Source organism: Arthrobacter roseus, assembly GCF_016907875.1.
GTDB lineage: Bacteria > Actinomycetota > Actinomycetes > Actinomycetales > Micrococcaceae > Arthrobacter_J > Arthrobacter_J roseus.
Genome location: NZ_JAFBCU010000001.1, coordinates 1,438,368 through 1,462,001, shown reverse-complemented (window position 1 = coordinate 1,462,001; position 23,634 = coordinate 1,438,368). Strand labels below are relative to the sequence as shown.

At 59.8% G+C, this 23,634-nt stretch carries 23 protein-coding genes; 2 read left to right on the top strand and 21 right to left on the bottom strand.

The genetic code is table 11. The features are described from left to right. Positions 1–163 precede the first annotated feature (163 nt). From JOE65_RS07245 to dapA, 5 genes are all read right to left on the bottom strand, one after another. Positions 164–643 (bottom strand): nicotinamide-nucleotide amidohydrolase family protein, encoded by a 480-nt coding sequence (locus JOE65_RS07245; RefSeq protein WP_205162578.1) that lies wholly within the window; start codon positions 641–643, stop codon positions 164–166. After that, a complete protein-coding gene (pgsA, locus tag JOE65_RS07240) occupies positions 640–1,242 on the bottom strand; it encodes a CDP-diacylglycerol--glycerol-3-phosphate 3-phosphatidyltransferase (RefSeq protein WP_205162577.1) in 603 nt (200 codons plus the stop codon). Before pgsA ends, JOE65_RS07245 begins: the two co-directional genes overlap by 4 nt. A gap of 9 nt (positions 1,243–1,251) precedes the next feature. Further along, positions 1,252–4,131 (bottom strand): FtsK/SpoIIIE family DNA translocase, encoded by a 2,880-nt coding sequence (locus JOE65_RS07235; protein WP_205162576.1) that lies wholly within the window; start codon positions 4,129–4,131, stop codon positions 1,252–1,254. Positions 4,132–4,226: 95 nt separating this feature from the next. Continuing rightward, the gene (locus tag JOE65_RS07230; protein ID WP_205162575.1) at positions 4,227–5,918 is read right to left on the bottom strand and encodes a ribonuclease J; all 1,692 of its coding nucleotides are present in this window, start codon (positions 5,916–5,918) and stop codon (positions 4,227–4,229) included. Positions 5,919–5,921: 3 nt separating this feature from the next. Continuing rightward, a complete protein-coding gene (gene dapA / locus JOE65_RS07225; RefSeq protein ID WP_205162574.1) occupies positions 5,922–6,878 on the bottom strand; it encodes a 4-hydroxy-tetrahydrodipicolinate synthase in 957 nt (318 codons plus the stop codon). A gap of 98 nt (positions 6,879–6,976) precedes the next feature. Between dapA and JOE65_RS07220 the strand changes: the two genes are divergently transcribed. Beyond that, positions 6,977–8,158 (top strand): heparan-alpha-glucosaminide N-acetyltransferase domain-containing protein, encoded by a 1,182-nt coding sequence (locus JOE65_RS07220; RefSeq protein WP_205162573.1) that lies wholly within the window; start codon positions 6,977–6,979, stop codon positions 8,156–8,158. Between the two features lie 3 nt (positions 8,159–8,161). Here the strand turns inward: JOE65_RS07220 and JOE65_RS07215 are convergent, their stop codons facing one another. The 6 genes from JOE65_RS07215 to JOE65_RS07190 form a co-directional block, all read right to left on the bottom strand. Continuing rightward, the gene (locus JOE65_RS07215; RefSeq protein WP_205162572.1) at positions 8,162–8,668 is read right to left on the bottom strand and encodes a hypothetical protein; all 507 of its coding nucleotides are present in this window, start codon (positions 8,666–8,668) and stop codon (positions 8,162–8,164) included. Positions 8,669–8,672: 4 nt separating this feature from the next. Beyond that, positions 8,673–9,431 carry a 4-hydroxy-tetrahydrodipicolinate reductase gene (dapB, locus tag JOE65_RS07210; protein ID WP_205162571.1) on the bottom strand — a complete coding sequence of 253 codons (759 nt, stop codon included), beginning with the start codon at positions 9,429–9,431 and terminating at the stop codon, positions 8,673–8,675. Between the two features lie 9 nt (positions 9,432–9,440). Next, on the bottom strand, positions 9,441–9,878 hold the full coding sequence (locus tag JOE65_RS07205) for a molybdenum cofactor biosynthesis protein MoaE (RefSeq protein WP_205162570.1): 438 nt from the start codon (positions 9,876–9,878) through the stop codon (positions 9,441–9,443). Beyond that, positions 9,868–10,368 carry a MogA/MoaB family molybdenum cofactor biosynthesis protein gene (locus JOE65_RS07200; RefSeq protein ID WP_205162569.1) on the bottom strand — a complete coding sequence of 167 codons (501 nt, stop codon included), beginning with the start codon at positions 10,366–10,368 and terminating at the stop codon, positions 9,868–9,870. Before JOE65_RS07200 ends, JOE65_RS07205 begins: the two co-directional genes overlap by 11 nt. Next, entirely contained in the window at positions 10,365–10,790 is a 426-nt protein-coding gene (moaC, locus tag JOE65_RS07195; protein ID WP_205164075.1) for a cyclic pyranopterin monophosphate synthase MoaC, read from the bottom strand. Before moaC ends, JOE65_RS07200 begins: the two co-directional genes overlap by 4 nt. Before the next feature lie 85 nt (positions 10,791–10,875). Then, positions 10,876–12,144, bottom strand: a complete 1,269-nt coding sequence (locus JOE65_RS07190) for a molybdopterin molybdotransferase MoeA (RefSeq protein ID WP_239536648.1) — start codon at positions 12,142–12,144, stop codon at positions 10,876–10,878. 85 nt (positions 12,145–12,229) lie between these two features. On the opposite strand from JOE65_RS07190, the gene JOE65_RS07185 reads away from it, so the two are divergent. Beyond that, a complete protein-coding gene (locus JOE65_RS07185; protein WP_205162568.1) occupies positions 12,230–12,487 on the top strand; it encodes a MoaD/ThiS family protein in 258 nt (85 codons plus the stop codon). A gap of 38 nt (positions 12,488–12,525) precedes the next feature. Here the strand turns inward: JOE65_RS07185 and JOE65_RS07180 are convergent, their stop codons facing one another. The 10 genes from JOE65_RS07180 to infB all read right to left on the bottom strand — a co-directional run bounded on the left by JOE65_RS07180 (position 12,526) and on the right by infB (position 23,551). After that, positions 12,526–13,917, bottom strand: coding sequence for a M16 family metallopeptidase (locus JOE65_RS07180; protein WP_420827493.1), 1,392 nt, complete (start codon positions 13,915–13,917; stop codon positions 12,526–12,528). Further along, a complete protein-coding gene (locus JOE65_RS07175; RefSeq protein ID WP_205162566.1) occupies positions 13,907–16,129 on the bottom strand; it encodes a polyribonucleotide nucleotidyltransferase in 2,223 nt (740 codons plus the stop codon). Before JOE65_RS07175 ends, JOE65_RS07180 begins: the two co-directional genes overlap by 11 nt. Positions 16,130–16,406: 277 nt before the next feature. After that, positions 16,407–16,676 (bottom strand): 30S ribosomal protein S15, encoded by a 270-nt coding sequence (rpsO, locus tag JOE65_RS07170; protein ID WP_205162565.1) that lies wholly within the window; start codon positions 16,674–16,676, stop codon positions 16,407–16,409. Positions 16,677–16,757: 81 nt separating this feature from the next. After that, a complete protein-coding gene (locus JOE65_RS07165; protein WP_205162564.1) occupies positions 16,758–17,753 on the bottom strand; it encodes a bifunctional riboflavin kinase/FAD synthetase in 996 nt (331 codons plus the stop codon). A gap of 50 nt (positions 17,754–17,803) precedes the next feature. Then, a complete protein-coding gene (locus JOE65_RS07160; RefSeq protein WP_205162563.1) occupies positions 17,804–18,373 on the bottom strand; it encodes a DUF4345 domain-containing protein in 570 nt (189 codons plus the stop codon). Then, positions 18,370–18,843: a hypothetical protein gene (locus JOE65_RS07155; protein WP_205162562.1), complete on the bottom strand. Its 474-nt coding sequence runs from the start codon at positions 18,841–18,843 to the stop codon at positions 18,370–18,372. The genes JOE65_RS07160 and JOE65_RS07155 overlap by 4 nt, the downstream gene beginning before the upstream one ends. Further along, positions 18,840–19,214, bottom strand: coding sequence for a hypothetical protein (locus JOE65_RS07150; RefSeq protein ID WP_205162561.1), 375 nt, complete (start codon positions 19,212–19,214; stop codon positions 18,840–18,842). The genes JOE65_RS07155 and JOE65_RS07150 overlap by 4 nt, the downstream gene beginning before the upstream one ends. Further along, on the bottom strand, positions 19,211–20,131 hold the full coding sequence (truB, locus tag JOE65_RS07145; protein ID WP_205162560.1) for a tRNA pseudouridine(55) synthase TruB: 921 nt from the start codon (positions 20,129–20,131) through the stop codon (positions 19,211–19,213). Before truB ends, JOE65_RS07150 begins: the two co-directional genes overlap by 4 nt. Before the next feature lie 7 nt (positions 20,132–20,138). Then, on the bottom strand, positions 20,139–20,636 hold the full coding sequence (rbfA, locus tag JOE65_RS07140) for a 30S ribosome-binding factor RbfA (RefSeq protein ID WP_205162559.1): 498 nt from the start codon (positions 20,634–20,636) through the stop codon (positions 20,139–20,141). A gap of 95 nt (positions 20,637–20,731) precedes the next feature. Beyond that, on the bottom strand, positions 20,732–23,551 hold the full coding sequence (gene infB / locus JOE65_RS07135) for a translation initiation factor IF-2 (protein ID WP_205162558.1): 2,820 nt from the start codon (positions 23,549–23,551) through the stop codon (positions 20,732–20,734). Positions 23,552–23,634 lie beyond the last annotated feature (83 nt).

The following is a 23,634-nucleotide window of genomic DNA, read 5'->3' as shown; positions in this document are numbered from 1 at the left end:
TGCTCCTCGAGTGGATGAACGGTCTTCCGACCGTCTCAGGTATTCCGGACCATTTACGCTATCAGCTGCTGATACTTCCATAACCTCTGGGCCTCTGGATTTGTTCCCAGGCAACAGTCCAGTATCAAGGCTACCGGCAAGAGCCATCTTCCCGGCCCTCCGGTTACTTCCGGAGGCAGGTGAGGAGGAGCTGGAGAGACGCCGTTGTCGTCTCGCTACGAATTTCATCCCGTGCGCCCGCAAACCGAAACTCCGAGACGCAGAGCCCCATCGGTCCAGCGACAGAAACGAAGACAGTTCCTACCGCCTTTCCATCGTGTGATTGGGGGCCGGCAACCCCAGTGGTCGCCACTCCGTAGTCTGCGTTCAATAGCTGACGGACGCCTTCCGACATGGCCGTTGCCACCTCGGAGTCAACGGAGCCGACCCTCTCCAAAAGCGCAGGATCTACGCCAAGCACGGCGGACTTGACCGCGTTCTGGTACGCCACAACGCCACCCAACAGTACTCGAGAAGCGCCTGGAACTCCGCCCAGCGATGAGCTCACCATTCCCGCGGTCAATGATTCGGCGGTAGCAATCGTAGCGCCGATGCGGACAGCCTCGTCGATAACGGCCTCAGCGATCGCATTCCTGCCAGTCACCGGCCAGAAATCTTCCCGGCGCGCAACCGTAGAGCCTTGATGACGTAGTCCACGCCTGTAACGACCGTGATGACCAGTGCGGCAAACATGACGCTGCCGGCCATCCAGAGCGTCCAGCTGCCGAGCATCGAGGAAAGAGGGAGCAGATACAAAATTATGGCGAAGGTCTGCACGACCGTCTTCAGCTTGCCACCCCGCGAAGCGGGGATGACACCTTGGCGGATCACCACAAACCGCAGAAGAGTTATACCGAGTTCGCGGGCCAGAATCACGATGACGACCCACCACCACAACTCATCAAGCAGCGCCAGCATGACAAGTGCGGACCCGATGAGCAACTTGTCCGCAATGGGATCGGCAATCTTTCCGAAATCCGTTATTAAGCCCTTGCTCCGGGCAAGATCACCATCGAGTTTATCGGTATAGATAGCAACTGCGAAGAGCGCGACCGCGATCCAGCGGGCCGCGCCGTTCTCTGGTTCGAGCCCGGGACTGTCAACCAACAGTGCCCAGACAAAAAAGGGGACCAGCACAATCCGCAAGACGGTCAACACGTTGGCTATGTTCACGACAGGGACACTGCGCTGGATCTCATTCACAGTTCAAGGCTACCGTCCGGTGAGAGACCACGCGTCCTCGCCGCCGCCGTCATCAATGCCGCTGCTGCTGCCATCGAAATAGTCAACCGGTTGCGGGCGGGATTCGAGATCCCGGGCTACCTCATCATTACCGGCCGAGGCTCCTTCTTTGAACCCGTGATTGGCGTTGGCATTGTCGGCTAGGGCAGCGGTCCGAACGTTGGCTGGCACTCCTCCCGCACTGTCCATAGCGTCTGAGTCCGCGGGCGGATCATCGCCCCTCATCGCAGCCAGCGTGACTGCCAGGTCATCAGGTTGGACCAGAACGTCCCGGGCCTTCGATCCTTCTGACGGCCCGACGACACCCCGTGACTCCAACAGATCCATGAGTCTGCCCGCCTTCGCGAAGCCAACCCGCAGTTTCCGCTGCAGCATAGACGTTGAGCCAAACTGAGTTGTCACCACGAGCTCCGTGGCCTGCAGCAAAACGTCCAAGTCGTCTCCGATATCGGCATCAATCTGTTTCTTTGGTGCCTGCACTGCAACATCGTCACGGTAATTGGCCTGCAGCTGGCCCTTGACGTGTTCGACTACACGGTGGATCTCCGATTCAGTGACCCAAGCGCCCTGAACACGAATAGGTTTTGACGCACCCATCGGTAGGAAGAGTGCGTCTCCCTGGCCGATCAGCTTCTCTGCACCCGGCTGATCCAAAACGACGCGTGAGTCCGTAACCGACGATGTCGCAAAAGCCATACGGGAGGGAACGTTCGCTTTGATCAAACCAGTCACGACGTCTACAGATGGACGCTGCGTTGCCAGCACAAGGTGTATACCGGCTGCACGAGCAAGTTGGGTAATCCGCACGATTGAATCCTCCACATCACGTGGTGCCACCATCATGAGGTCGGCGAGCTCGTCGACAATGACCAGAAGATACGGATATGGGCGGATCACGCGTTTTGATCCAGCGGGGGGAACGACCTTGCCGTTTCGGACGCCCTTGTTGAAGTCGTCGATGTGCTTGAACCCGAAGTTGGCAAGGTCGTCATATCGGGTGTCCATCTCGCGGACAACCCATTGAAGCGCTTCGGCCGCCTTCTTGGGACTCGTGATGATCGGCGTGATGAGATGGGGCACGCCCTCATAAGCGGTCAACTCCACTCGCTTTGGGTCCACCATGATCATGCGCACCTCATCCGGCGTGGCACGCATGAGTATTGACGTAATCATTGAATTAACGAACGAAGACTTACCGGCCCCTGTTGCGCCAGCAACCAGCAGGTGCGGAGTTTTGGCGAGGTTCGCCACAACATAGCCACCCTCTACGTCTTTGCCGACACCCATGATCATGGGATGCTCTGATTTGCGGGCGTTGTTGGACCGCAGCACATCGCCCAGCGATACCGTTTCACGGTCGCTGTTGGGTATCTCGATGCCGATGGCGGACTTGCCAGGGATCGGAGACAGGATACGAACATCCGAGCTGGCAACAGCATATGAAATGTTTTTGGACAGTGCCGTGACCCGTTCCACCTTGGTCCCCGGAGCCAGCGCGATCTCATACCGCGTCACCGTGGGCCCACGGGAGAAGCCCGTGACTTTTGCCTCCACCTTGAACTGGTCCAGAGTGTGGGTCAGTGCCGCGACGACAGCGTCATTGGCCTCGGAGCGCTCCTTGGGTGGAGACCCGGCCGGCAGGTAATCAGATGGCGGCAGGGTGTAGCTTATGTCACCGGCGAGCTGAAGCTGTTCCGTACGCGGCGGCAAAGGTACCGCGGGAATCTGGGGCTGTACGCGTGCGACGGTAACTTCCGGTCCAGCCGGAGGCACAGTCGAGATGGCTTCGGTGGGCGCGCCGGTGGTGGGTAGGCCCTGGTCCCGCTTGATTTTTTCGGCGGCGAGCTCCGACTGTGTGGGTCTGCGTACGCCCGGAGGTACCGGGTTGGCAGTCCTCTGCGTATCACTCGGGTCGTCGATGACTGCATTCTCGAACGCTTCGTCTCCCACCAGCGACTCGGGGTCGTTTTCCTCCGCCGAAGAGGCATTGCGCCCACGTCGTTTTTTGCGTTCACGCTTGGTTCTCTTGTCCGTTTTCGCAGAGTCTTTAAGACGGCCCTCTGAGTCATAGAGGTACCGTTGATCGTGATCTGAGGAATCGTCACCGCGCGGAGCCCCCGGGTCCTGGCCCATCATGTGTTCGTACAGAGACCGCAGCCGTGCAGGAATGTGACGAATCGGTGTGGCTGTGACGATCAGGATACTCAGGAACGTGAGCAAGGAATACAACACGAACGGAAGGTAAACGGTGATACTGGCCAGCGGGGACGCCAGGACAAAGCCGACCATTCCACCTGCTGCCCACAGCCCGTCGTAGCCTTCTGAGAGCTGGGGTCTCCCCCCTATCAGGTGCGCGAGAGCCGACGCTGACAAAAGGAACATGGCAAGACCGATTCCGATACGGTTATTGGCTCTATGTTCCTCCGGGTAGCGAAATAGACGGACCGCACCGATCAGCACAATGAACGGGACAATAAGGGCCATCCAGCCGAACGTGCCAGCGGAAACTGCATGAACGCCGTTCCAGAATCCACCCCGAAGCGCCCACCATTCCACTGTGGCGACGAGAACAACAACGAGAATCAAGAAAAAGCCAGTACCGTCCCTACGCACCTCTCGCTTCGGATGAACGTCCTGGCCGACCTTACGGACCGCGGCGCCGACGATATGTGCGGTCCCCATCCACAGACCCTTGATGGCTCGGGCGGGTAGTGGCAGAGGCTCCTCGTGAGTGACTGGCTGCTGTTTGGTCTTTGACGTTGCGCTCGACGATGAGCGCGCCGAAGGGCCCGAGGGCTTGCCTCGGGATGGATGAGTGCCTTTTGCGGCGGATGAAGTACGGGTCGCCATATAAGCAACCGTACTTCATCCGCTCCTGAATTCCCGGGATTACCGGGCGATCGGTTCGAGGTCGACCAGTTGCTGAACGCGTGTCCGGAGCAGGCTCATGCTTCGAGGACGACAGGAATGATCATCGGGCGACGACGGTAGCGCTTATTCACCCAGGTGCCGACGATGCGACGAATGACCTGTTGGAGCTGATAGGACGTGTGATCTCTGTTGGAGGTCACCGCCTCTTCCAGCGCAGCGCTGATTCTGGGCTTGATTTCGTCAAAGACGGTGTCGTTTTCGGCGAAGCCGCGGGCGTGAATTTCGGGTCCTGAAACTATCTTTCCCGTGGTGCTGTTGACGACGGTGATGATCGAGATGAAACCTTCTTCACCAAGCACCCTCCGATCCTTCAGATCCGAATCCGTCACCCCTCCGATGCTCGAACCATCCACGTACACCAGACCGCATTCGACCGCTCCAACGATGCGCGCCTTGCCTTCGCTCAGGTCCACCACAGATCCGTCGTCCGTCAGCAGGACACGATCGGCCGGGACACCCGTCGACTCAGCCAGTTTTCCATTCGCGATCAGATGGCGGGTCTCGCCGTGAACCGGCATCACGTTGCGGGGTTTGATGATGTTGTAGCAATACAGCAATTCACCCGCGGCGGCATGTCCGGAAACATGCACCTTGGCGTTGCCCTTGTGTACGACGTCGGCTCCCAGTTTCAGGAGCCCGTTGATGACCCGGTAGACGGCGTTTTCATTTCCTGGAATCAGTGAGGAAGCAAGGATGACGGTGTCGCCGTCGCCGACGGTAATTCGGTGGTCGCCGTTGGCCATGCGAGATAATGCTGCCATGGGTTCGCCCTGCGACCCAGTGGACATGAGGACTACTTTGTCATCGGGCAGATTATCCACATTCTTGATATCCACCAAGATGCCATCTGGAACGTGCAGGTACCCGAGCTTCGCAGCGATTGTCATATTCCGCACCATCGACCGGCCGACGAACGCGACGTGGCGGCCATGTGCCGCAGCAGCATCGAGTACTTGCTGTACACGATGGATATGCGAGGAAAAAGATGCCACGATGATCCGCTTTTTCACCTTGGCAAAGAGATTCTCCAGAACCGGACCAATTTCGCGTTCTGCGGTCGTGAAGCCGGGTACATCGGCGTTCGTGGAGTCGACCATGAACAGGTCCACTCCTTCCTCGCCTAGACGGGAGAACGCCCGGAGGTCAGTTATTCGGCCGTCCAGGGGCAACTGATCCATTTTGAAATCGCCCGTATGGAGGACATTTCCGGCGACTGTGCGGATGAACACCGCCAGAGCATCCGGGATGGAGTGATTGACAGCGACGAACTCACAGTCGAACGGACCGAACTGTTCGATCTGGCCCTCCGAAACAGTCAGCGTGTACGGCTTGATCCGGTGTTCTTGAAGCTTCGCTTCGATAAGGGCAAGGGTCAGCTGCGAACCGATCAAGGGGATGTCGGCTTTGAGCCGCAGGAGGTACGGGACAGCCCCGATGTGGTCTTCGTGTCCGTGGGTGAGGACGAGGCCTACGACGTCGTCGAGCCGGTCCTCAATGTAACTGAAGTCGGGCAGGATGAGGTCCACGCCGGGCTGTGTCTCTTCCGGAAAGAGAACCCCGCAGTCCACAATGAGCAACTTGCCATTGATTTCGAACACGGCCATGTTCCTGCCAATTTCACCCAGTCCTCCGAGGGGAACGATGCGCAGCGTTCCTGCAGGCAGCGTTGGGGGTGTTTTGAGTCTGGGCGCGGCGATGTCTGTCATTCTTTACACGCTTTCATCGGTATTGGTTGTCGCAGAGTATTGCCGCGTCGGGCGGGAGAAGTCCCAGCCCGCTTCAGCCAGATCCGTCAGGACCGGTTCCATTTCGACGGCATCCGGTTCCACGAGCGGGAGTCTTACCGCTGTGTTGCCAAGGATTCCCTGCATTTTGAGGATTTGTTTGGCGGAGACAGCACCGGGAAGGTGTGTCATAACCGCCCGCACCAACGGATCCAGCTCAAAGTGGATCCGTCTGGCAGTCTTGAGATCTCCGCACGAGGCTGCATCGACAAGGGCACGAAACTGCTGCGTCGCGACGTGAGCAACAACGCTCACGACTCCGACCGCGCCCGCCATCATCCAGGGGAAGATCAGGCCGTCGTCGCCAGCGTATATATCTAGTTCGGTGTTCGCCATAACCCGTGTGACGGCTGAGAAGTCTGCCTTTGCATCTTTCAGGGCCAGGATGTGAGGTCGTTCAGCCAGTTTCAGCATGGTCTCGGTATGAATCTCGATGCCTGACCGGCCAGGAATGTCGTAGATCATGATGGGAACGTCCGTTGCTGCGGCAACTGCGTCGAAGTGCGCAAGGACGCCGGCCTGCGTTGGCTTGTTGTAATACGGGGTGACGACCAGTTGTCCGTCAGCGCCCGCACGGGCGGCTCGCACGGCCATCTCGACCGAATGCGCAGTATGATTGGTGCCGGTTCCGGCTATGACCTTCGCTCGGCCTCCCACCGTTTCCGCGACAACCCGGAAGAGATCTTCCTTCTCCTGATCCTCCAGCGTTGATGTCTCCCCGGTTGTCCCTGACACGACCAGGCCGTCACACCCTTCCGACACGAGGGTCTCCGCCAGCCGTGCGACAGCGTCGAAGTCCACGGAGCCCTCTTCAGTGAAGGGCGTGACCATAGCGGTCACCAGAGTTCCGAAGGGCAAATCGCGACTGTAGACATCTTCCATGGGTAAAACGTTACCTGCTGCACCGTACAAAGGGACATCGGGCCCGCCGCGGGCGCGGTCTACGAAGCTTTCCCGCCGGGCCGTGTAATTATTTAGTGATGGCATCGGTGACAGGAAGCAGAAGGCTTACCGGGCTGGATGCTGCCCGAGGTGTCGCGCTCTTTGGCATGATGGCAACCCACATCATGCCCTTGTATACGGCCAATACCGAGGCCACCTGGATCGCGCATGTGTTCTCAGGCCGGTCCTCGGCGCTATTCGCCGTGGTGGCTGGTGTGGGGCTGGCGCTACTGAGCGGGTCAAGCGTGCGCAAGAATGACGCGGGCCATCAGCGAGTATCCGGCGCCCGAAGGGGTATCGCGACCCGCGCTGTCATTATCGGTCTGATCGCGCTGGTGTTGGGAGGCCTCGACGTGAATATCGCCGTCATCCTGTTCCACTACGCCGTCCTATTCCTTTTGGCGCTACCGTTTCTAGGGATCCGGGTACTGCCCTTGGCTTTCTGGACTGCCGGCTGGCTCGTGCTCTCCCCCGTCCCTGCGTTAATGCTACGGAGATTGGCATACAGCGAGCTGGAAACCCCAAAACTCGGCCACAACGTTGGCTGGGCGGATCTATCCTCCCCGGGAGCGCTGCTGATCGATGTCGCCGTGACCGGCTACTACCCCGTGTTGCAATGGTTCGGATACATTCTGTTCGGGATGCTCATCGGCCGGCTCGGCCTGGCCGTGCTCCGCGTCCAGTGGATCCTCCTGCTCGGTGGCCTCGCTTTGGCGAGCACAGCCAAGGCAGCCAGCTTCGCGCTCCTGGGAACCATGGGCGGCCTGAAAGCATTGTTGGCCACCTCGGAGGGGACAGAGTATTACCTGAAACCGATGCTCGACGTCGGACTGAGCGCGCTGAGACAGACTGAATCCTGGTGGTGGCTGGCAGTCAGTGCGCCGCATTCAGGGCAACCCTTGGATTTGCTGCACACATCGGGAACCTCCGCAGCGGTTATTGGTGCTTGCTTGCTCATCACGCGATCGAAACCCTGGCTTCTGCTTCCGCTGTCCGGCCCGGGAGCCATGACGCTGACCCTCTATAGTGCACACGTCGCCGTGATGAGCCTCATCGGGCTCCTCACACCCGATGCGAACCCAGCTGGAGTGCTATTGCTGCAGGTGACCGTCGCCGTCGCTATGGGCGTGGCCTTTACGGTGCTCCGCACACGGGGGCCGCTGGAAGCGGTCATTTCAAGCGTCGCCTCCAGCGCCCGCGAAACAGCTAACGTCAGATAGGCCTCAACCCGCTCGCTGGTGCGCGTCGTCCTTTTTCGCCCGCCCTCTCACGAATAATCTCGCCGCGTCACGCATCGATCTGCGTGCCCTGGTTCGGTCGCCCGACGCATCATAGGCACACGAGAGCCGGAACCAGCTACGCCAGTCATGAGGTGAACGCTCCGCCTCCGCCTTATACGCGGGAAAAATATTATCTGCGGCCTCACGCACGATCCGACCGGCCGGAGTGCGCGGGAGGTCGTCCACGGGCAACCCGCCCTCCGCCTCAAGGATGCGGGCCATCTCTTCGGTACGGATCCCGAAAAGTACCTCGCGCACCAGTGCCCACGCGCCGATAGCCGGCAACACCAGATAGGCGGCGCCAATTCCTTTGGCCACCGGGTCCGGATCCCCCAGCAGAAGGATGGACCGCTGCCAGGCGACAACCAGCCAGAGCAGCAGCAACACGGTCACCAAGAGGACACCGATCTTCGCCTTGTGCCGCCAGAATCCGTCAAAGAAATTTCGCACTATATCAAGCTCCCAATTCCAGGTAGCCGTCCAGACCAACCGTTAAACCCGGATGTGCAGCCACCTTCCTCAAACCAAGGAGAATCCCCGGCATGAAAGATTCGCGGTCAAACGAGTCATGGCGGATGGTCAATTGTTCGCCAACGCCTCCCAGCAGCACTTCCTGATGGGCAACGAGACCCCGGAGACGGACCGAATGAACCCTGACCCCCTCAACGTCGCTACCGCGTGCGCCCTCCCGCTGCTGAGAAGTAGCGTCCGGCACCGGGCCGAGCCCTGCGTGATGGCGAGCCTCGGCAATCAGATGCGCCGTCCGAACAGCGGTGCCCGAGGGCGCGTCAACCTTGTCCGGATGGTGCATCTCGATCACTTCGACTGACTCGAAATACTTTGCCGCTGTTGCCGAGAATGCACTGGCGAGGACGGAACCAAGAGCAAAGTTGGGTGCCATGAGGACGCCAATTTTAGGCTTCCCCACGAGACTTTCCTGCAACCGTTCGAGACGATCTCCATTCCAGCCGGACGTGCCGACGACGGCATGGATCCCGTGTTCGACGGCGAAATGTACGTTCTCTTCCGTCTGATCAGGAACGGTTAGGTCAACCATATAGCCGGCTCCCGCACGGACCATCTCCGCCAGAGGGTCCCCGCGTCCGAGGGAAGCAACCACCTGCATGTCCGCAGCACTCTCAATGGCCCGAACCGCTTCGGAGCCCATTCTTCCCCGCGCACCAAGCACGGCCACGGAAAGTAGTTCTGTCATGAGTTCAGCCTACTGGGCACTGCCTGACCCCACCCATTCAGTGCCGCCGTCTGTGAAGAACTGTTCCTTCCAGATTGGCACCTGATATTTTACCTTCTCAACCAGCTCCGAACCAGCGGCGAACGCCTCAGCGCGATGTGCAGAGGCAACGGCCGCAACGAGCGCCGAGTCCCCGATCAGAAGATCGCCCACACGGTGGGCCACCCAGATACGGACACCCTCATGCCGGGATGCCACGTCGTCGGCGATGTCCTGCATGACCTTCGGCGCGCTGGGGTGGCAGGTGTAGGTCAAGCGACTCACAGCCTTCCCGCCATCGTGATCCCTGACGACGCCACTGAAACCGACGACGGCACCACAGCCGTCATCTCCAACCACCGATAGTATGCCCGCGAGGTCCAGTGGTTCCTCTGAAATCGACGCATTGAGGACAATGCTAGTGACCACGTTTTCCCTCCAGCTGTTCGCAGATGTGGGCCAGCAACGGTTCCAGCGCGTTGAGCCCGTCCCGCACGCCCGATGGAGATCCGGGAAGGTTGACGATGAAGGTTCGGCCGGCCGTTCCAGCATGGCCCCTGCTCAGGTCGGCAAGAGGCGTTTTGGCTCGACCGGCGGCGCGGATGGCCTCCATGACGCCAGGAAGTTGCCTCTCCAGCAACGGTAATGTCAGTTCAGGAGTGAGATCGTCCGCGCTGAGCCCTGTACCGCCGCTGGTGATGACAACGGACAACGACGCATCCACCATACGGCCAAGCGCCTGTGCGACGGGAGGTCCGTCCGGCACCACCTCCGCCGAAGCCACAGCAATGTTCTGCTCGAACAGCCACGCCTGGATTATAGGCGCACATTCATCCTGATACGTCCCCTCAGAGGCACGCGTCGAGGCAATGACAATGCCAGCCGTTCTTCCCTTCACGGACGGGGGCAAGTTGTTCATGCTGTCCAGTCACCGCTCTTTCCGCCACTCTTGGCCAAAACTCTGATGTCTGAAATCACCGCACGCTTGTCGACGGCTTTGATCATGTCGTAAAGGGTGAGTGCGGCCACGGAAACCGCTGTCAGCGCCTCCATCTCCACACCCGTGACCGATGTGGTGCGCACGCGTGCCGTGATGGCCACGAGAGCATCTGATGGTTCGAAATCCACCGTTACCCCCGTCAGAGGAAGGGGATGACACAGGGGAATAAGTGACGCGGTCTGCTTAGCCGCTTGAATCCCTGCAACACGCGCTACGGCGATGGCATCACCCTTGGGAAGTCCGCCGTCCGCTATCAGTGCTAGCACCTCGGGTGTCGTCGTCAGTATCGCCCCAGCCGTAGCCTCCCGGAAGGTCTCGCGCTTTGCCGAAACATCTACCATGTGAGCGCTTCCGTCCGCCCTGACATGGCTCAGTGGACCATCCGTACCATCGTCTTGGACGACGCTGGTAGTCACCTTGTCATGGCTATTCACTGTGGTCTCCTCCACGTTCCGTACCAGTTAACAAAACCTCCACTGTGTCCCCTGTCTCCAGTCTCTCCACCGGTGGCGGGATATGGATCAAGGCGTTGGCATCTGACATGGCTCGCAGCAGATGTGAGCCGGGACCGCCGAGGGGACGAACACTTCCGCCTTCCAACAGCGCGCGTCGGAACTGGTGCTTCCCACGCGGGCTGTCCAGGGGTTCTGTCAGCACCGCCGCACGACGATGCCTCGCCTGCACGGCGACGCCCAGGTCCCACAGGACCGGCCTGAGAAGAATCTCGAACGAAACCCAGGCGCTGACAGGGTTGCCTGGGAATCCCACAAAGGGCACCCCCGCGTACCGACCAATGGCCTGAGGCCCGCCTGGTTGCATGTTCACGGAAACAAAAGACACCCCCCGCACATCCAACGCCTGGCGAACCACTTCATACGCTCCGGCGCTGATACCACCGGTGGTGATGATGATGTCAACATCAGCCTCGGCCACTACGGCATCGAGAGTGGCAAGAAACGACGGCACCGAATCAGCAGAGATCTCACGGACGAGGACATCAACACCGGCTTCTTCGAGGGATGCCCCCAGAATTGTAGTATTCGCATCATAAATTTGTCCTGCGGCCAGAACGTCGCCCGGCGGAACAACTTCGTCTCCGGTTGACAGCAGTAGAGTGCGCGGCCGACGTCGGGCCGTGACTGAAGCGACCCCCAGGGCTGCTGCCAAGCCCAGCTGAGCTGGTCCAAGAATCTGACCTGCGCCGAGGGCGAGTTCCCGCTCGCGGATGTCGCTTCCCTCCGAGCGCACGAACTGTCCAGCGGAAATGTTGGGTGGCAACCTGACGGTCGTTGCAGTCCCAACCGGAAGAAAGTGATGAGGATCAGCTAGCTCGATGGGGACGACAGCATCAGCGCCCGAAGGCAACATGGCGCCGGTCATGACAGGAACCGCTGTACCCGGCTGGTGGTCGGGCGAAGCGTGGCCCGCCGGTACCGGCTCCGCAACGGTAAATCTCTGTGAGTTCCGGGTTTCGGAGGACGCCACTGCGTACCCGTCCATTTGCGAATTGTGGAACATTGGCAAGCTCACCGGAGCATGGATGTCCACGGCAAGCCTACGATTCAGCCCCTCAGCCAAGGGCAGCTGCTCGACACCGTCAAAACAGCCCTCGAGCAACTGACGAAGTGCTTCAATGTGGTCCTCGATGCACCTGAGTCTGGAATCTTCCACACCAATTCCCCTTTCAGGCTTCATCTGCCGGACTCTCCCGCGCCACAATCCTACCCGCGCGCCACCCGGTAACGTAGCATGGCCAGAGACGATCGAAGGACGGGGAACGGTGCTCATCAGGTATTTTGGCGCAGCCCAAGCAGCAGCGGGCGTTGCTCAGGAACAGCTGCAGCCCACACAAGATTCGATCCGCGCAGTGCTGGACGCCGCGCTGGCCGCGCACCCAGATCGGGACGGCAAACCATCACTTCGTCGGATACTTGAACACAGCAGTCTCCTACTGGACGAAACCGTCATCCGAAATCGTGATCAGCCCCTCGGGGAAGCGCGAATGCTCGATGTCCTTCCACCCTTCGCGGGTGGCTAGAGGGCTGACTCCAACAGCAAAGCTGAGGACGCTTATGGCTACAGCGGGAAGCCAAGCTCTGCCGGAGAGGTGAACGGTCCCACTACGGTGATTGTCCGGGGTGACCCGGCCAGTTCAGCAGCCAGTTCCTGAACCTGCGCCACGGTCACCTGACGGATCCGTTGCAGCGCAGTATCGACGTCAACAAACTCACCCGTGACGAGCTCCGCCCGGCCTAGGCGCGACATCCGTGAGCCAGTGTCCTCAAGTGCCAGAACGATTCCACCCGACAGTTGACCCACAGCTTTGGCAAGTTCGGCATCGGTGATGCCCTCTGCTGCGAGCTTCTCAAGTTCCTCGCCCATGAGATCAATGACCTCACGCGTTCTGGTCGGCGAACATCCTGCGTACATACCGAAGTATCCAGCGTCCGCGTAAGCCGCAGAAAACGAATACGTGGCGTAAGCGAGCCCGCGCTTCTCCCGAATTTCCTGAAAGAGTCGCGAGGACATTCCACCGCCGAATATCGCGTTCATGACGCTCATGACGTAGCGGCGATCATCTGAGGCGGTTATTGAGGGGCACCCCATGACGATGTTTGCCTGCTCCACTGCGCGGTAGTGGACATGGACTCCCCCGGTCGCGCCGATGTCAACAGAAGCGGCCGACCGGCGGTGCACCGGCTCAGCGTCCGGATGCAGTGGCCAGCCCGCAGCGCTGATGGCTTCGAAAACCAACTGACATACGACGTCGTGATCCAATCCACCCGCGGCAGTAACCACCAATTCCGCTGGACGGTAGTGTCGCGCATAGTGGTCCTGGACCGATTCGCGGGTGACCGACCGGATCGCTTCGGGTGTTCCCCCGATGGGCCTGGCCAATGCGTGACCTGCGAGTACCGATTCGACAAACTTCTCGTGAGCGACCTCCGCGGGATCATCATTGTCCATAGCGATTTCTTCTAAGATCACAGAGCGCTCCTGCTCGAGCTCACGTGGATCCAGGACTGCGCCCGTCACCATATCTGCAATCACATCTATCGCCATGGGTAGAGCTTCATCCAGCACACGCGCGTAATAGCAAGTGCTCTCCTTAGCCGTCGCTGCGTTAGATTCCCCTCCTACCTCGTCAAAGGCGGAGGCGATATCCAGGGCAGTACGACGTCGTGTTCCCTTGAACAGAAGGTGTTCGAGGAAATGCGTGGAACCGTGTTGGCCCCCGGATTCATCCCGGGAACCAACACCGATCCAAAAACCAATGGTTGCTGACCGCTGATCCGGCATGGACTCCGTCAGGACTCGAACGCCCCCAGGCAAGACCGAACGACGCACGATGGCGCCACCAGGCTTCCCCGAGATGAGACTCGACTTCCCCGAGGCCGGGGAATCTTTTCCCCCTGCCTCGTGCCCGGTCAGCGGTAGCGGTACTGCAGCCGCCAAACTATTCGGCAACCGCTTCCTCACCATTGGATTCAGTAGCGTCCTCAGTCACAACCGGCGACAGCGACAGCTTGCCACGATCATCGATCTTGGTGATCTCGACCTGAACCTTCTGTCCGATGCTCACGACGTCGTCGACGTTGTCGACACGCTTACCATTGGCCAGCTTGCGCAGCTCAGAGATGTGCAGCAGACCATCCTTACCTGGAGTCAACGATACGAATGCGCCGAACGCGGTGGTCTTGACGACCGTTCCGAGGTAGCGTTCGCCAATCTCAGGAACCTGTGGGTTCGCGATCGCGTTGACGGCAGCCCGTGCGGCTTCAGCCGACGTTCCATCCGTTGCACCAATCAGGACCGTGCCGTCGTCCTCGATGGAGATGTCCGCGCCGGTGTCTTCCTGAATCTGGTTGATCATCTTGCCCTTCGGGCCAATGACCTCACCGATTTTGTCAACGGGGATCTTTACCGAGATGATACGGGGAGCGAACTCTGATAGCTCATCCGGGGCGTCGATCGAAGCCTCGAGAACACCGAGGATGTGGAGACGTGCTTCGCGGGCCTGCTTCAGCGCCGCTGCGAGGACCGACGCGGGTAGGCCGTCTAGCTTGGTGTCAAGCTGGATGGCTGTGATGAACTCAGATGTACCGGCCACCTTGAAGTCCATGTCCCCGAAGGCATCTTCAGCACCGAGGATATCGGTCAACGCGGCGTAGCGGGTCTGACCGTCGACTTCATCCGACACCAGCCCCATGGCAATTCCGGCCACCGCAGCCTTCAGCGGTACACCGGCGTTGAGCAGGGAGAGCGTTGAAGCGCAGACTGACCCCATAGACGTGGAGCCATTTGAGCTAAGCGCCTCCGACACCTGGCGAATTGCGTAAGGGAACTCCTCGCGCGATGGAAGGACCGGCATCAGGGCACGCTCAGCGAGGGCGCCATGACCGATTTCACGACGCTTCGGTGAACCTACACGGCCGGTCTCGCCGGTGGAGTATGGGGGGAAATTGTAGTTGTGCATGTATCGCTTGCGCGTCACCGGCGACAGTGAATCGATCTGCTGCTCCATCTTGAGCATGTTCAACGTGGTAACGCCCAAGATCTGGGTTTCACCGCGCTCGAAGATCGCCGAACCATGCACGCGCGGCAGAACCTCTACCTCAGCCGTCAGCTTGCGGATATCCGAGAGCCCACGACCGTCAATACGAATCTGGTCGCGGAGAATCCGTTGACGGACAACCTGCTTGGTAAGACCGCCGAATGCCCCCGAGATTTCTTTCTGGCGACCCTCGAAACGCGGGCTGAGCTCAGCCACAATTTCATCGCGGTAGGCACTTGCAGCAATGTCGCGGTCCTGCTTGTCAGCGATCGTGAAAATCTCAGACAACTTGGCAGCACCAGCGGACTCCACGGCCTCGAAAACATCGTCTTCATAGTCCCGAAAGATGGGAAATTCAACCGTGGGCTTTGCGGCGCGGGCTGCGAGATCCGACTGGGCGTCGCACAGTGTGCGGATAAACGGCTTGGCCGCTTCCAGACCTTCAGCGACGACCTCTTCTGTGGGAGCGGTTGCGCCGTGCTCGCGGATCAGGTTCCAGGCATTGTCCGTTGCCTCGGCCTCCACCATCATGATGGCTACATCATCTGCAGCCAGACGACCAGCAACAACCATGCTAAATACGGCTTTTTCCAGCTCGGAGTGGGTGGGGAAGGCAACCCACTGGTTGTCGATGAGTGCAACACGAACCCCACCAATCGGGCCTGAGAACGGAAGGCCGGATAGCTGCGTGGACATGGAGGACGCATTGATAGCGACTACGTCGTAGAGAACATCAGGATTGATGGCCAGCACCGTAACGACAATCTGGACCTCGTTGCGCAGGCCCTTGACGAACGCGGGGCGCAACGGGCGGTCCATGAGGCGGCAGGCGAGAATCGCCTCAGTGGAGGGTCGTCCCTCACGACGGAAGAATGAACCTGGGATACGGCCAGCGGCGTACATGCGCTCTTCAACGTCAACCGTCAACGGGAAGAAGTCGAACCCTTCGCGAGGGGATTTTCCTGCACTCGTGGCGGAGAGCAACGTCGTGTCTTCGTCGATGTAAACCATTGCGGCACCAGCGGCCTGCTGTGCAACGCGGCCGGTTTCAAAGCGAATGACTCGCTTGCCATACTGGCCATTGTCAATGACGGCTTCAGAGAATTGAATTTCGGGACCCTCCATAGAGAGTCACCTCCGTTTCTGTGTAACGGAGACAGCCTGCGACAACTCAGATCCGGGACCTTTGTCCGATCTGCTGTACACCCGGTCTTCGATCGAGATCCGCGGGAGCAAACCTCCCGAGGACCACTACCGAGGACCGCGAATGCGTGACGCTGACTGACTCCTGCTTATTGTGCTAGATCAGGTACTTTTGAGTTTTCGGCGGCAACCGCAGTAGCCGTTCGCTGCGGACTGAAAGCGGCACCTCCAGAAGGTGGAGGCACCGCTTGTGGTCCAGCTATCGACGCAGCCCGAGGCGCTCGATGAGAGTACGGTAGCGTGAGATGTCTGTGTTCTTCAAGTAGGTCAGTAGGCGCTTCCGGCGGCCGACCATAGCCATCAGACCACGACGGGTGTGATGGTCATGCTTATGCATCTTGAGGTGCTCGGTGAGCCCCTTGATGCGTCGTGTCAGCATGGCAATCTGAACCTCCGGTGAACCGGTGTCAGCTTCGCCCGTTGCAAAGTCCTTCATGATTTCCTGCTTGGTAGCGGCGTCTAATGCCACACGAACTCCTAGAGTTGTACCGCGTCAAGTAATGTCATGCCGGTCCAGCAACCGCGGACTGCAGCCGGACCAACCCCAAGGTTACCGGTCAGCAGACCGATCTGTCGAAAGCACGCTGCGTGTCAAGGCCACGTCACGGTGCATTTGTTCCACCAGAGCTTCTGGCCCTTCGTAGGCGACCATACCGCGCAGACGGTCGACAAATTCGACAATGACCATCTGGCCGTAGAGGTTGAAGTCCTCGGTGCGCTCCGTGGGCCTGTCAATGACATGAGCTTCTACCTGTCGCGGAACATTTTCAAACGTAGGGTTGGATCCCACCGAGATTGCCGCGGGCCAACGCTTTCCGGCTGCATCGACCAACCAGCCCGCGTAAACACCGTCGAGTGGGATCATGCCGGTTGCCTGCTGCGACAAATTTGCGGTCGGGAAACCCAGCTTTCGGCCCCGCTCGGCACCATGGACAATTTCGCCGCGTACCCTGTGCGTCCTGCCCAGAACGCGTGCCGCGGTCGCTACTTCACCTGCCGCCAGAGCCTCACGAACCCACGTGGACGAACACCGGCGCCCCTGGTCCTCGGCTTGCGGGTCTTTGGGGAGACTCTGCCCGAACTCATCGACAACGACGACGGCAAAGCCGAGGCGAGCTCCGAGCTCGCGCATTGTGGACAGGTCCCCGCTGTTCCCTTTGCCAAATCGGACGTCGTGACCAATGACCACGGCTTTGGCATGCAGACTGTCAACGAAGACCTGGCGCACGAATTCCTCGGGAGAATTCTCGGCCAGTTCCAAGGTATAAGTCATCATCAGCAGTGCGTCAATGCCCGTATCAGCCAAGGTGTGAACCCTGCCCGGGAGCCCCATGATCAACTCCGGAGCGGATTCGGGGCGGTGGACCTTTGCCGGATGCGGATCAAAGGAAATGACGACAGCCGCCGCCTCCATCCGTTCCGCCTCGCCGACCAACTGCTTTAGGACTTGCTGATGGCCCCGGTGCACGCCGTCGAAGTTTCCGATGGTCACTACCGACGGACCGAATTCCTCAGGGACTTCGTCGAGGTCATTCCAGAAATACACGTGGCTCCTGCAGGGAATATCGAAAGAACTTGGTTGCTGACAGCTCCGGATTAACGGCTCTGAGCGTATTGCTGCTTGATTTCACTGGTTTTGACGATATAGGCGTGCCACACGACCAGCGCAGCAGGAAACGCCAATTCAATGACCATGAGTATGATCAGGGTGAAATGCGGGGTGCCGGAAAAGGCCCACGAGAGAACGCGGCCGATACCGCCGACGAATATCATCAAGCAGACTAGCCACAACATATTCGACCACTGGAACTTGATGGCAATCGCGACAAAAGCTGCGCCGACTCCAACCATCATTGCCGCAAAGAACCGGAACTGGCTCTCCAGCGTCGCATTGATGGGCTGATCGGACGATTCGGGCAATCCGGCAGTACCGGTCACGAGGGCATAAGCACCAAACCCAATGACGACGACGCCGACAGCGATCACTACGGTGCGAAAAACGTTCCAATCACTGCGGTCTTTGCCGCCGTCAACCACCGTCTTGGCTCCGGCACTTGGCGTCTTCTTGCCGTTTCCGCTCTTGCCGACACGACTTGCTGGCGGCTGTGAAGCTGACTCGTGGGCACCGGCGCCAGCGTTCCCCTTCTCTGGGCTTGGTTCCGTCATGGTGTTCTCCTCGGCTCGTCGTCTATGTGAATTCTATCCAGCTTGGAGGGCCTATGACGGTAAAGCCACAGCAACCCAAGAACAGGCAGGATAAGTGGCACAAATCCGTATCCCATGCCGAACGCTGACCAGACGGTGTCGTGCGGAAAAACCCCGGTGTCGACAATACTGAACGAACCGATCGTCAACACGCCCACGAGTTCGACTCCGACAGCCCCGACGGCGACCCAGAACGCACTGTTCCCTCGGCGTGCAAGAGACACCGTTGCGATGATGTACACCACGGCGGCGAGGGCCGAGAGTAAGTACGCGATGGGTGCCTCACCAAATTTCGTGGCTATCTGGTAACCAGCCCTAGCTGTCGACGAGACAGCAAAAATCCCATAGACGGCGATGAGTAACCGGCCGGGCCCGGACCGCCGGTCTGATGGTTCGGGGGGTCGCCGCGCACCGGTCAAGGAATGACTCATATACTCACCGCTCCACTCCAGATTTGTTCCATGCGGAACAGCATCACAAAAATGGTGATACCCACTGCACCAAGAACTAGATTGCTCCAGCGGGAGCGTTCAAGTATGGCCCACCAAAAAGCCCCAACGGGCACCAGCAGGGCGGTCAGGAGGTATCCCCAGAACTCCCAGAGCTCACCTAGGACGGGTTCTCCGGTGAACTGTCTAATAGCAGCTGAGACAGCATAAACAACGAGAAAAAGCTCCACGACCGCTACCGAAATAATCGTGATGTCGTTCGGCGGTTGCCTCAGCGTTGCTGCCCCGAAACAGAGTAATGTCGAGATAAGACATACGAGAGCACCTACGATGAAGAATCCGGCGGCTGTCACCGGGCGGATCCTCCATCGTCTGCCGCAAACACGAGAAGCGGCTTGGCTGCGTCCTCTCGGTCCTCCAGAAGTGCCATCAGCCTGCCATCTGGTGCAAACGCAGCCACTGGCCCCTCGTTGGTGCCAGTCCCTGCCGGAATCCGTCTCCCGAAGGACAGGTCCACGGCTTCCGTATCCAAGAGCTCACGTACGGGGAACAGTGCCCGCGCTGCATCGTCCAAGCTGAGCATATTGAAGTTTTCAGCCAACTCTTCCAGCGTAAATGCGCCCTCCAGCGAGTACGGTCCCACTCTGGTTCTGCGTAGCGCGGTCAAATGACCGCCGACACCCAGCGCGCTACCCAGATCTCGTGCAAGGGCACGTATATAGGTGCCCGAACTGCAGTCCACAGTTACATCGACGTCCACGAGCTTGCCACCGCGGATCCGGCGGACATCAGCGACTTCGAAACTATGCACGGTGATCGGACGGGCAGCCAGAGACACTTCCTCGCCTGAACGGACCCGGGCATAGGCGCGCTCACCGTTGACTTTGATAGCGCTTACGCTGCTGGGAACCTGCATAATCTCACCTGTCAGCGACGCCACAACGTCCAGAACGGCTTCTTCCGTCACCGCAGCGGCGATGTGTTCGGCGAGAATCTCGCCTTCGGCATCGTCCGTTCGCGTTGACTGTCCCAAACGAATCGTGCCCGCATACGTCTTAGACGTTCCCACGATGTAGGTGAGCAACCGCGTTGCCTTGTTGACGCCTACGACCAGGACTCCAGTGGCCATCGGATCCAGGGTTCCTGCGTGCCCGACTTTCCGGGTCCCTGCCAGTCGTCTCACACGCCCGACGACATCGTGACTTGTCCATTCCTGCGGCTTGTCCACGATGATCAGCCCAGAAGGTCCCGACTGCGGTTTGCCTCCCACAGCGACCCTAGCGTTCGTCGTCAGTATCGTCAGGACGGACGGTTCCGTCGGTCCCAAGATCCGACCCCTCAACGGGGTCCTCTGCTGCGTCCTCTGTCCGGTACGGGTCTGGTTCGCCTGCAAAGGCAGCACCCTGCGCCAACGCAGCGACTTCAGCGTCCCGTTCTTTGGCCGCGCGGAGCAGCCCTTCGAGATGGCTCGCGTTCACAGGAATCTCATCTGGAACGAATTCCAAGGTGGGAGTCAACCTGACAGTGAGGTTCCGACCAACTTCGTTGCGCAGCACACCCTTGGCTGATTCAAGCGCTCTCCGGGTATCTGCTGCCTGCTCGCTGTCCCCAAAAACCGTGTAGTAGAGCGTTGCGTGCTGGAGATCGTTGGTGACTCTGGCGTCCGTGATAGTGATCGCCTCCATGCGTGGATCCTTGACGCGCCGACGCAATGCCTCCGCGACGACCACTTTGATTCGCTGCGCAAGCCGTGCTGCGCGTGCCGGGTCTGCCATAACCGCTCCTTAGGGTCTCCAGGCATGAAAGTTTCTTGATATGACATTCCGTTGGGAGAGACGAACGTCTTGTCCGTCCCTCCCAACAGGACATCTTAGATGCGTGGTTTTTCGCGCATCTCGAACGTCTCGACGATGTCGCCTTCCTTGACATCGTTGAACGAGCCGAGGCCGATACCGCACTCGTAGTCCGTGCGGACTTCCGTGGCATCGTCCTTGAACCGTTTGAGCGACTCAATAGTGAGGTTGTCTCCAACGACGGCTCCATCACGTACCAAACGTGCCTTGGTGTTACGACGGATGATACCGCTGCGGACAATCGAGCCAGCAATGTTCCCATACTTGGAGGACCGGAAGACTTCCCGGACCTCCGCCGTACCGAGCTGAGCCTCTTCGTACTCCGGCTTGAGCATGCCCTTGAGCGCATTCTCAATGTCGTCGATGGCCCCGTAGATGACCGAGTAGAAGCGCATATCCACGCCCTCGCGGTCAGCCAATTCGGCCACCCGCTCGGCAGGACGAACGTTGAACCCGATAATGACGGCACTGTCCACTGTTGCCAGGTTGACGTCGTTCTGGGTGATCGCACCAACTCCACGGTGGATAACTCGCAGCTGAACGCCTTCGCCAACATCGATCTTGAGCAGTGCGTCCTCGAGGGCTTCGACAGCACCGGACACATCGCCCTTGAGGATGAGGTTGAGAGTATCGATCTTGCCCTCGGCGACAGCCTGATCAAAGTCTTCCAGACTGACACGCTTACGGCGTTTAGCCAGGGCCGCATTGCGGTCCGCCGCCTCCCGCTTCTCAGCGATCTGACGGGCCGTACGCTCGTCTGATGTCACCAGGAATGTATCTCCTGCACGCGGAACCGTGGAGAGACCAAGGACCTGGACCGGACGTGAAGGTCCAGCCTCAGTGAGGTTCGCTCCGTTCTCGTCGAACATGGCGCGAACGCGTCCGTGAGCGTTGCCCGCCACGATCGTGTCACCGACCTGCAGGGTACCGGACTGGACGAGCACCGTTGCCACAGCTCCGCGACCCTTATCCAGGTTCGCTTCGATCGCAATTCCACGTGCGTCCTTGTCCGGGTTGGCGCGCATATCAAGAGCAGCGTCTGCTGTGAGCAGCACGGCCTCAAGCAGCTCCTCGATGCCGACTCCCTGCAGCGCAGATACGTGGACAAACATGGTGTCGCCACCATATTCCTCCGGAACCAGTCCGTACTCGGTCAGCTGCCCCTTGACCTTGTCAGGGTTGGCACCGTCCTTGTCAATCTTGTTCACCGCAACGACGATCGGGACGCCAGCCGCCTGAGCGTGATTGAGTGCCTCAACGGTCTGTGGCATAACGCCGTCATCCGCTGCGACAACCAGCACGGCAATGTCTGTCACCCTCGCACCACGGGCACGCATGGCCGTGAACGCCTCGTGGCCCGGGGTGTCGATGAACGTGATCGGACGGTTCTCTTCTTCATGCGTGTGGTCAATCTGGTAAGCCCCGATGTGCTGGGTAATACCACCATGCTCACCACTGATGACGTTGGACTTTCGGATGGCATCCAAAAGCCGCGTCTTACCGTGGTCGACGTGTCCCATGACTGTGACCACGGGGGGTCGGGCCTGGAGTTCCTCGTCTCCTTCAGCCTCCAACTCGGCGTCAAGGTTGATGTCGAAGGAATCGAAGAGCTCGCGCTCTTCATCTTCAGGCGATACAACCTGGATTTTATAGCCCAGCTCTTTGCCCAGCACCTCAAAGGTGCCCTCATCCAGCGACTGCGTGGCCGTGGCCATTTCACCCAGATGAATAAGAACCGTCACCAAGGACGCGGGGTTTGCATCAATCTTTTCCGCGAACTCAGAAATCGACGAGCCACGACGCAGCCTGATAACGGTGTTACCGTCACCACGAGGTACCGACACGCCACCAGCCGACGGAGCGGACATCTGCTCCAGTTCCTGGCGCTTTGCCCGCTTGGACTTACGCTGCTTACCTCGGCCTGCTCCGCCCTTACCGAATGCGCCGGCGGTGCCACCGCGACCGCGGCCACCCTTGCCAAAACCGCCGCCAACGGGGCCGCTTCCGCCACCTCGCCGTGGCCCACCGCCTGGACGATCATTACCACGCGCCGGTGCCGGTGGTTCCGTACGGTTCGGCATCATACCCGGAGTGGCACGCTGTCCACTCGGAGTGGTTGGGCGGGGCGCTCCTGGACGTGGCGCCCCCGTACGAGGCGCTCCGGTGCGCGGCGCACCGGCAGCGGGTTTGGGCCCACCTGGACGTTCGTCGTCCCGACGGCCCGGCCTTGGCATTCCCTGTGAGGGTGCAAAGGGGTTATTACCTGGACGGGGTCCGCCGGGCCGCTGGTCATCCTTACGGCTTGGCCGCGGCATTCCCTGCGACGGGGCGAAGGGATTATTGCCCGGGCGGGCACCAGGCCTTGGAGCCTCAGGTGCTGCCGGTCCGGGCGTGGGCCGTGCGCCCGGCTTTGCTGCAGGCTTTGTCGTAGTCGACGGGGCCTGCGTGGCCTCTGCCTTCTCAGCCTTGGGCTCCGGCTCGCTCTGTGTCTTCGCTGCTGCGGGTTCAGGTGTCTCAGGCGACGCGGATGGTGCCGCCGCTTTACCCGGTTTTGGCGCCGAGGGGCGCGCCCCAGGTGTTGGGGCAGATTCCTTGTTCTCAGCTGGAGATGCAGCCGTCCCTGTGGCTGGCTTGGGTTTGGATGCCTGCGGTGGAGCCGCGGAAGCGGTCTTCACGGGGGCATCAGGGAAAGCCCCACGGAGTTTTTTGACTACGGGGGCTTCAATGGTTGAGGACGCGGAGCGAACGAATTCGCCCAGTTCCTGCAGCTTAGCTACAGCGTCCTTAGAAGTGATTCCGAGCTCTTTGGCGAGCTCGTGTACGCGGACCTTGGCCACTTTTCTCCTGTCTCGGTCCGCACCGAGCCAGGCACGAACCGTCTAATATTTGATGTGGGTCCCGGCTGTTCCCAGCCTTAGGG

What these genes read in the sequence shown, in the direction of transcription:
- JOE65_RS07235 (WP_205162576.1), bottom strand. Translation starts at nt 4,131, where the DNA reads ATGGCGACCCGTACTTCATCCGCCGCAAAAGGCACTCATCCATCCCGA.
- JOE65_RS07230 (WP_205162575.1), bottom strand. Translation starts at nt 5,918, where the DNA reads ATGACAGACATCGCCGCGCCCAGACTCAAAACACCCCCAACGCTGCCT.
- dapA (WP_205162574.1), bottom strand. Translation starts at nt 6,878, where the DNA reads ATGGAAGATGTCTACAGTCGCGATTTGCCCTTCGGAACTCTGGTGACC.
- JOE65_RS07220 (WP_205162573.1), top strand. Translation starts at nt 6,977, where the DNA reads ATGGCATCGGTGACAGGAAGCAGAAGGCTTACCGGGCTGGATGCTGCC.
- dapB (WP_205162571.1), bottom strand. Translation starts at nt 9,431, where the DNA reads ATGACAGAACTACTTTCCGTGGCCGTGCTTGGTGCGCGGGGAAGAATG.
- JOE65_RS07200 (WP_205162569.1), bottom strand. Translation starts at nt 10,368, where the DNA reads ATGAACAACTTGCCCCCGTCCGTGAAGGGAAGAACGGCTGGCATTGTC.
- moaC (WP_205164075.1), bottom strand. Translation starts at nt 10,790, where the DNA reads ATGGTAGATGTTTCGGCAAAGCGCGAGACCTTCCGGGAGGCTACGGCT.
- JOE65_RS07190 (WP_239536648.1), bottom strand. Translation starts at nt 12,144, where the DNA reads ATGAAGCCTGAAAGGGGAATTGGTGTGGAAGATTCCAGACTCAGGTGC.
- JOE65_RS07175 (WP_205162566.1), bottom strand. Translation starts at nt 16,129, where the DNA reads ATGGAGGGTCCCGAAATTCAATTCTCTGAAGCCGTCATTGACAATGGC.
- JOE65_RS07160 (WP_205162563.1), bottom strand. Translation starts at nt 18,373, where the DNA reads ATGACGGAACCAAGCCCAGAGAAGGGGAACGCTGGCGCCGGTGCCCAC.
- JOE65_RS07155 (WP_205162562.1), bottom strand. Translation starts at nt 18,843, where the DNA reads ATGAGTCATTCCTTGACCGGTGCGCGGCGACCCCCCGAACCATCAGAC.
- rbfA (WP_205162559.1), bottom strand. Translation starts at nt 20,636, where the DNA reads ATGGCAGACCCGGCACGCGCAGCACGGCTTGCGCAGCGAATCAAAGTG.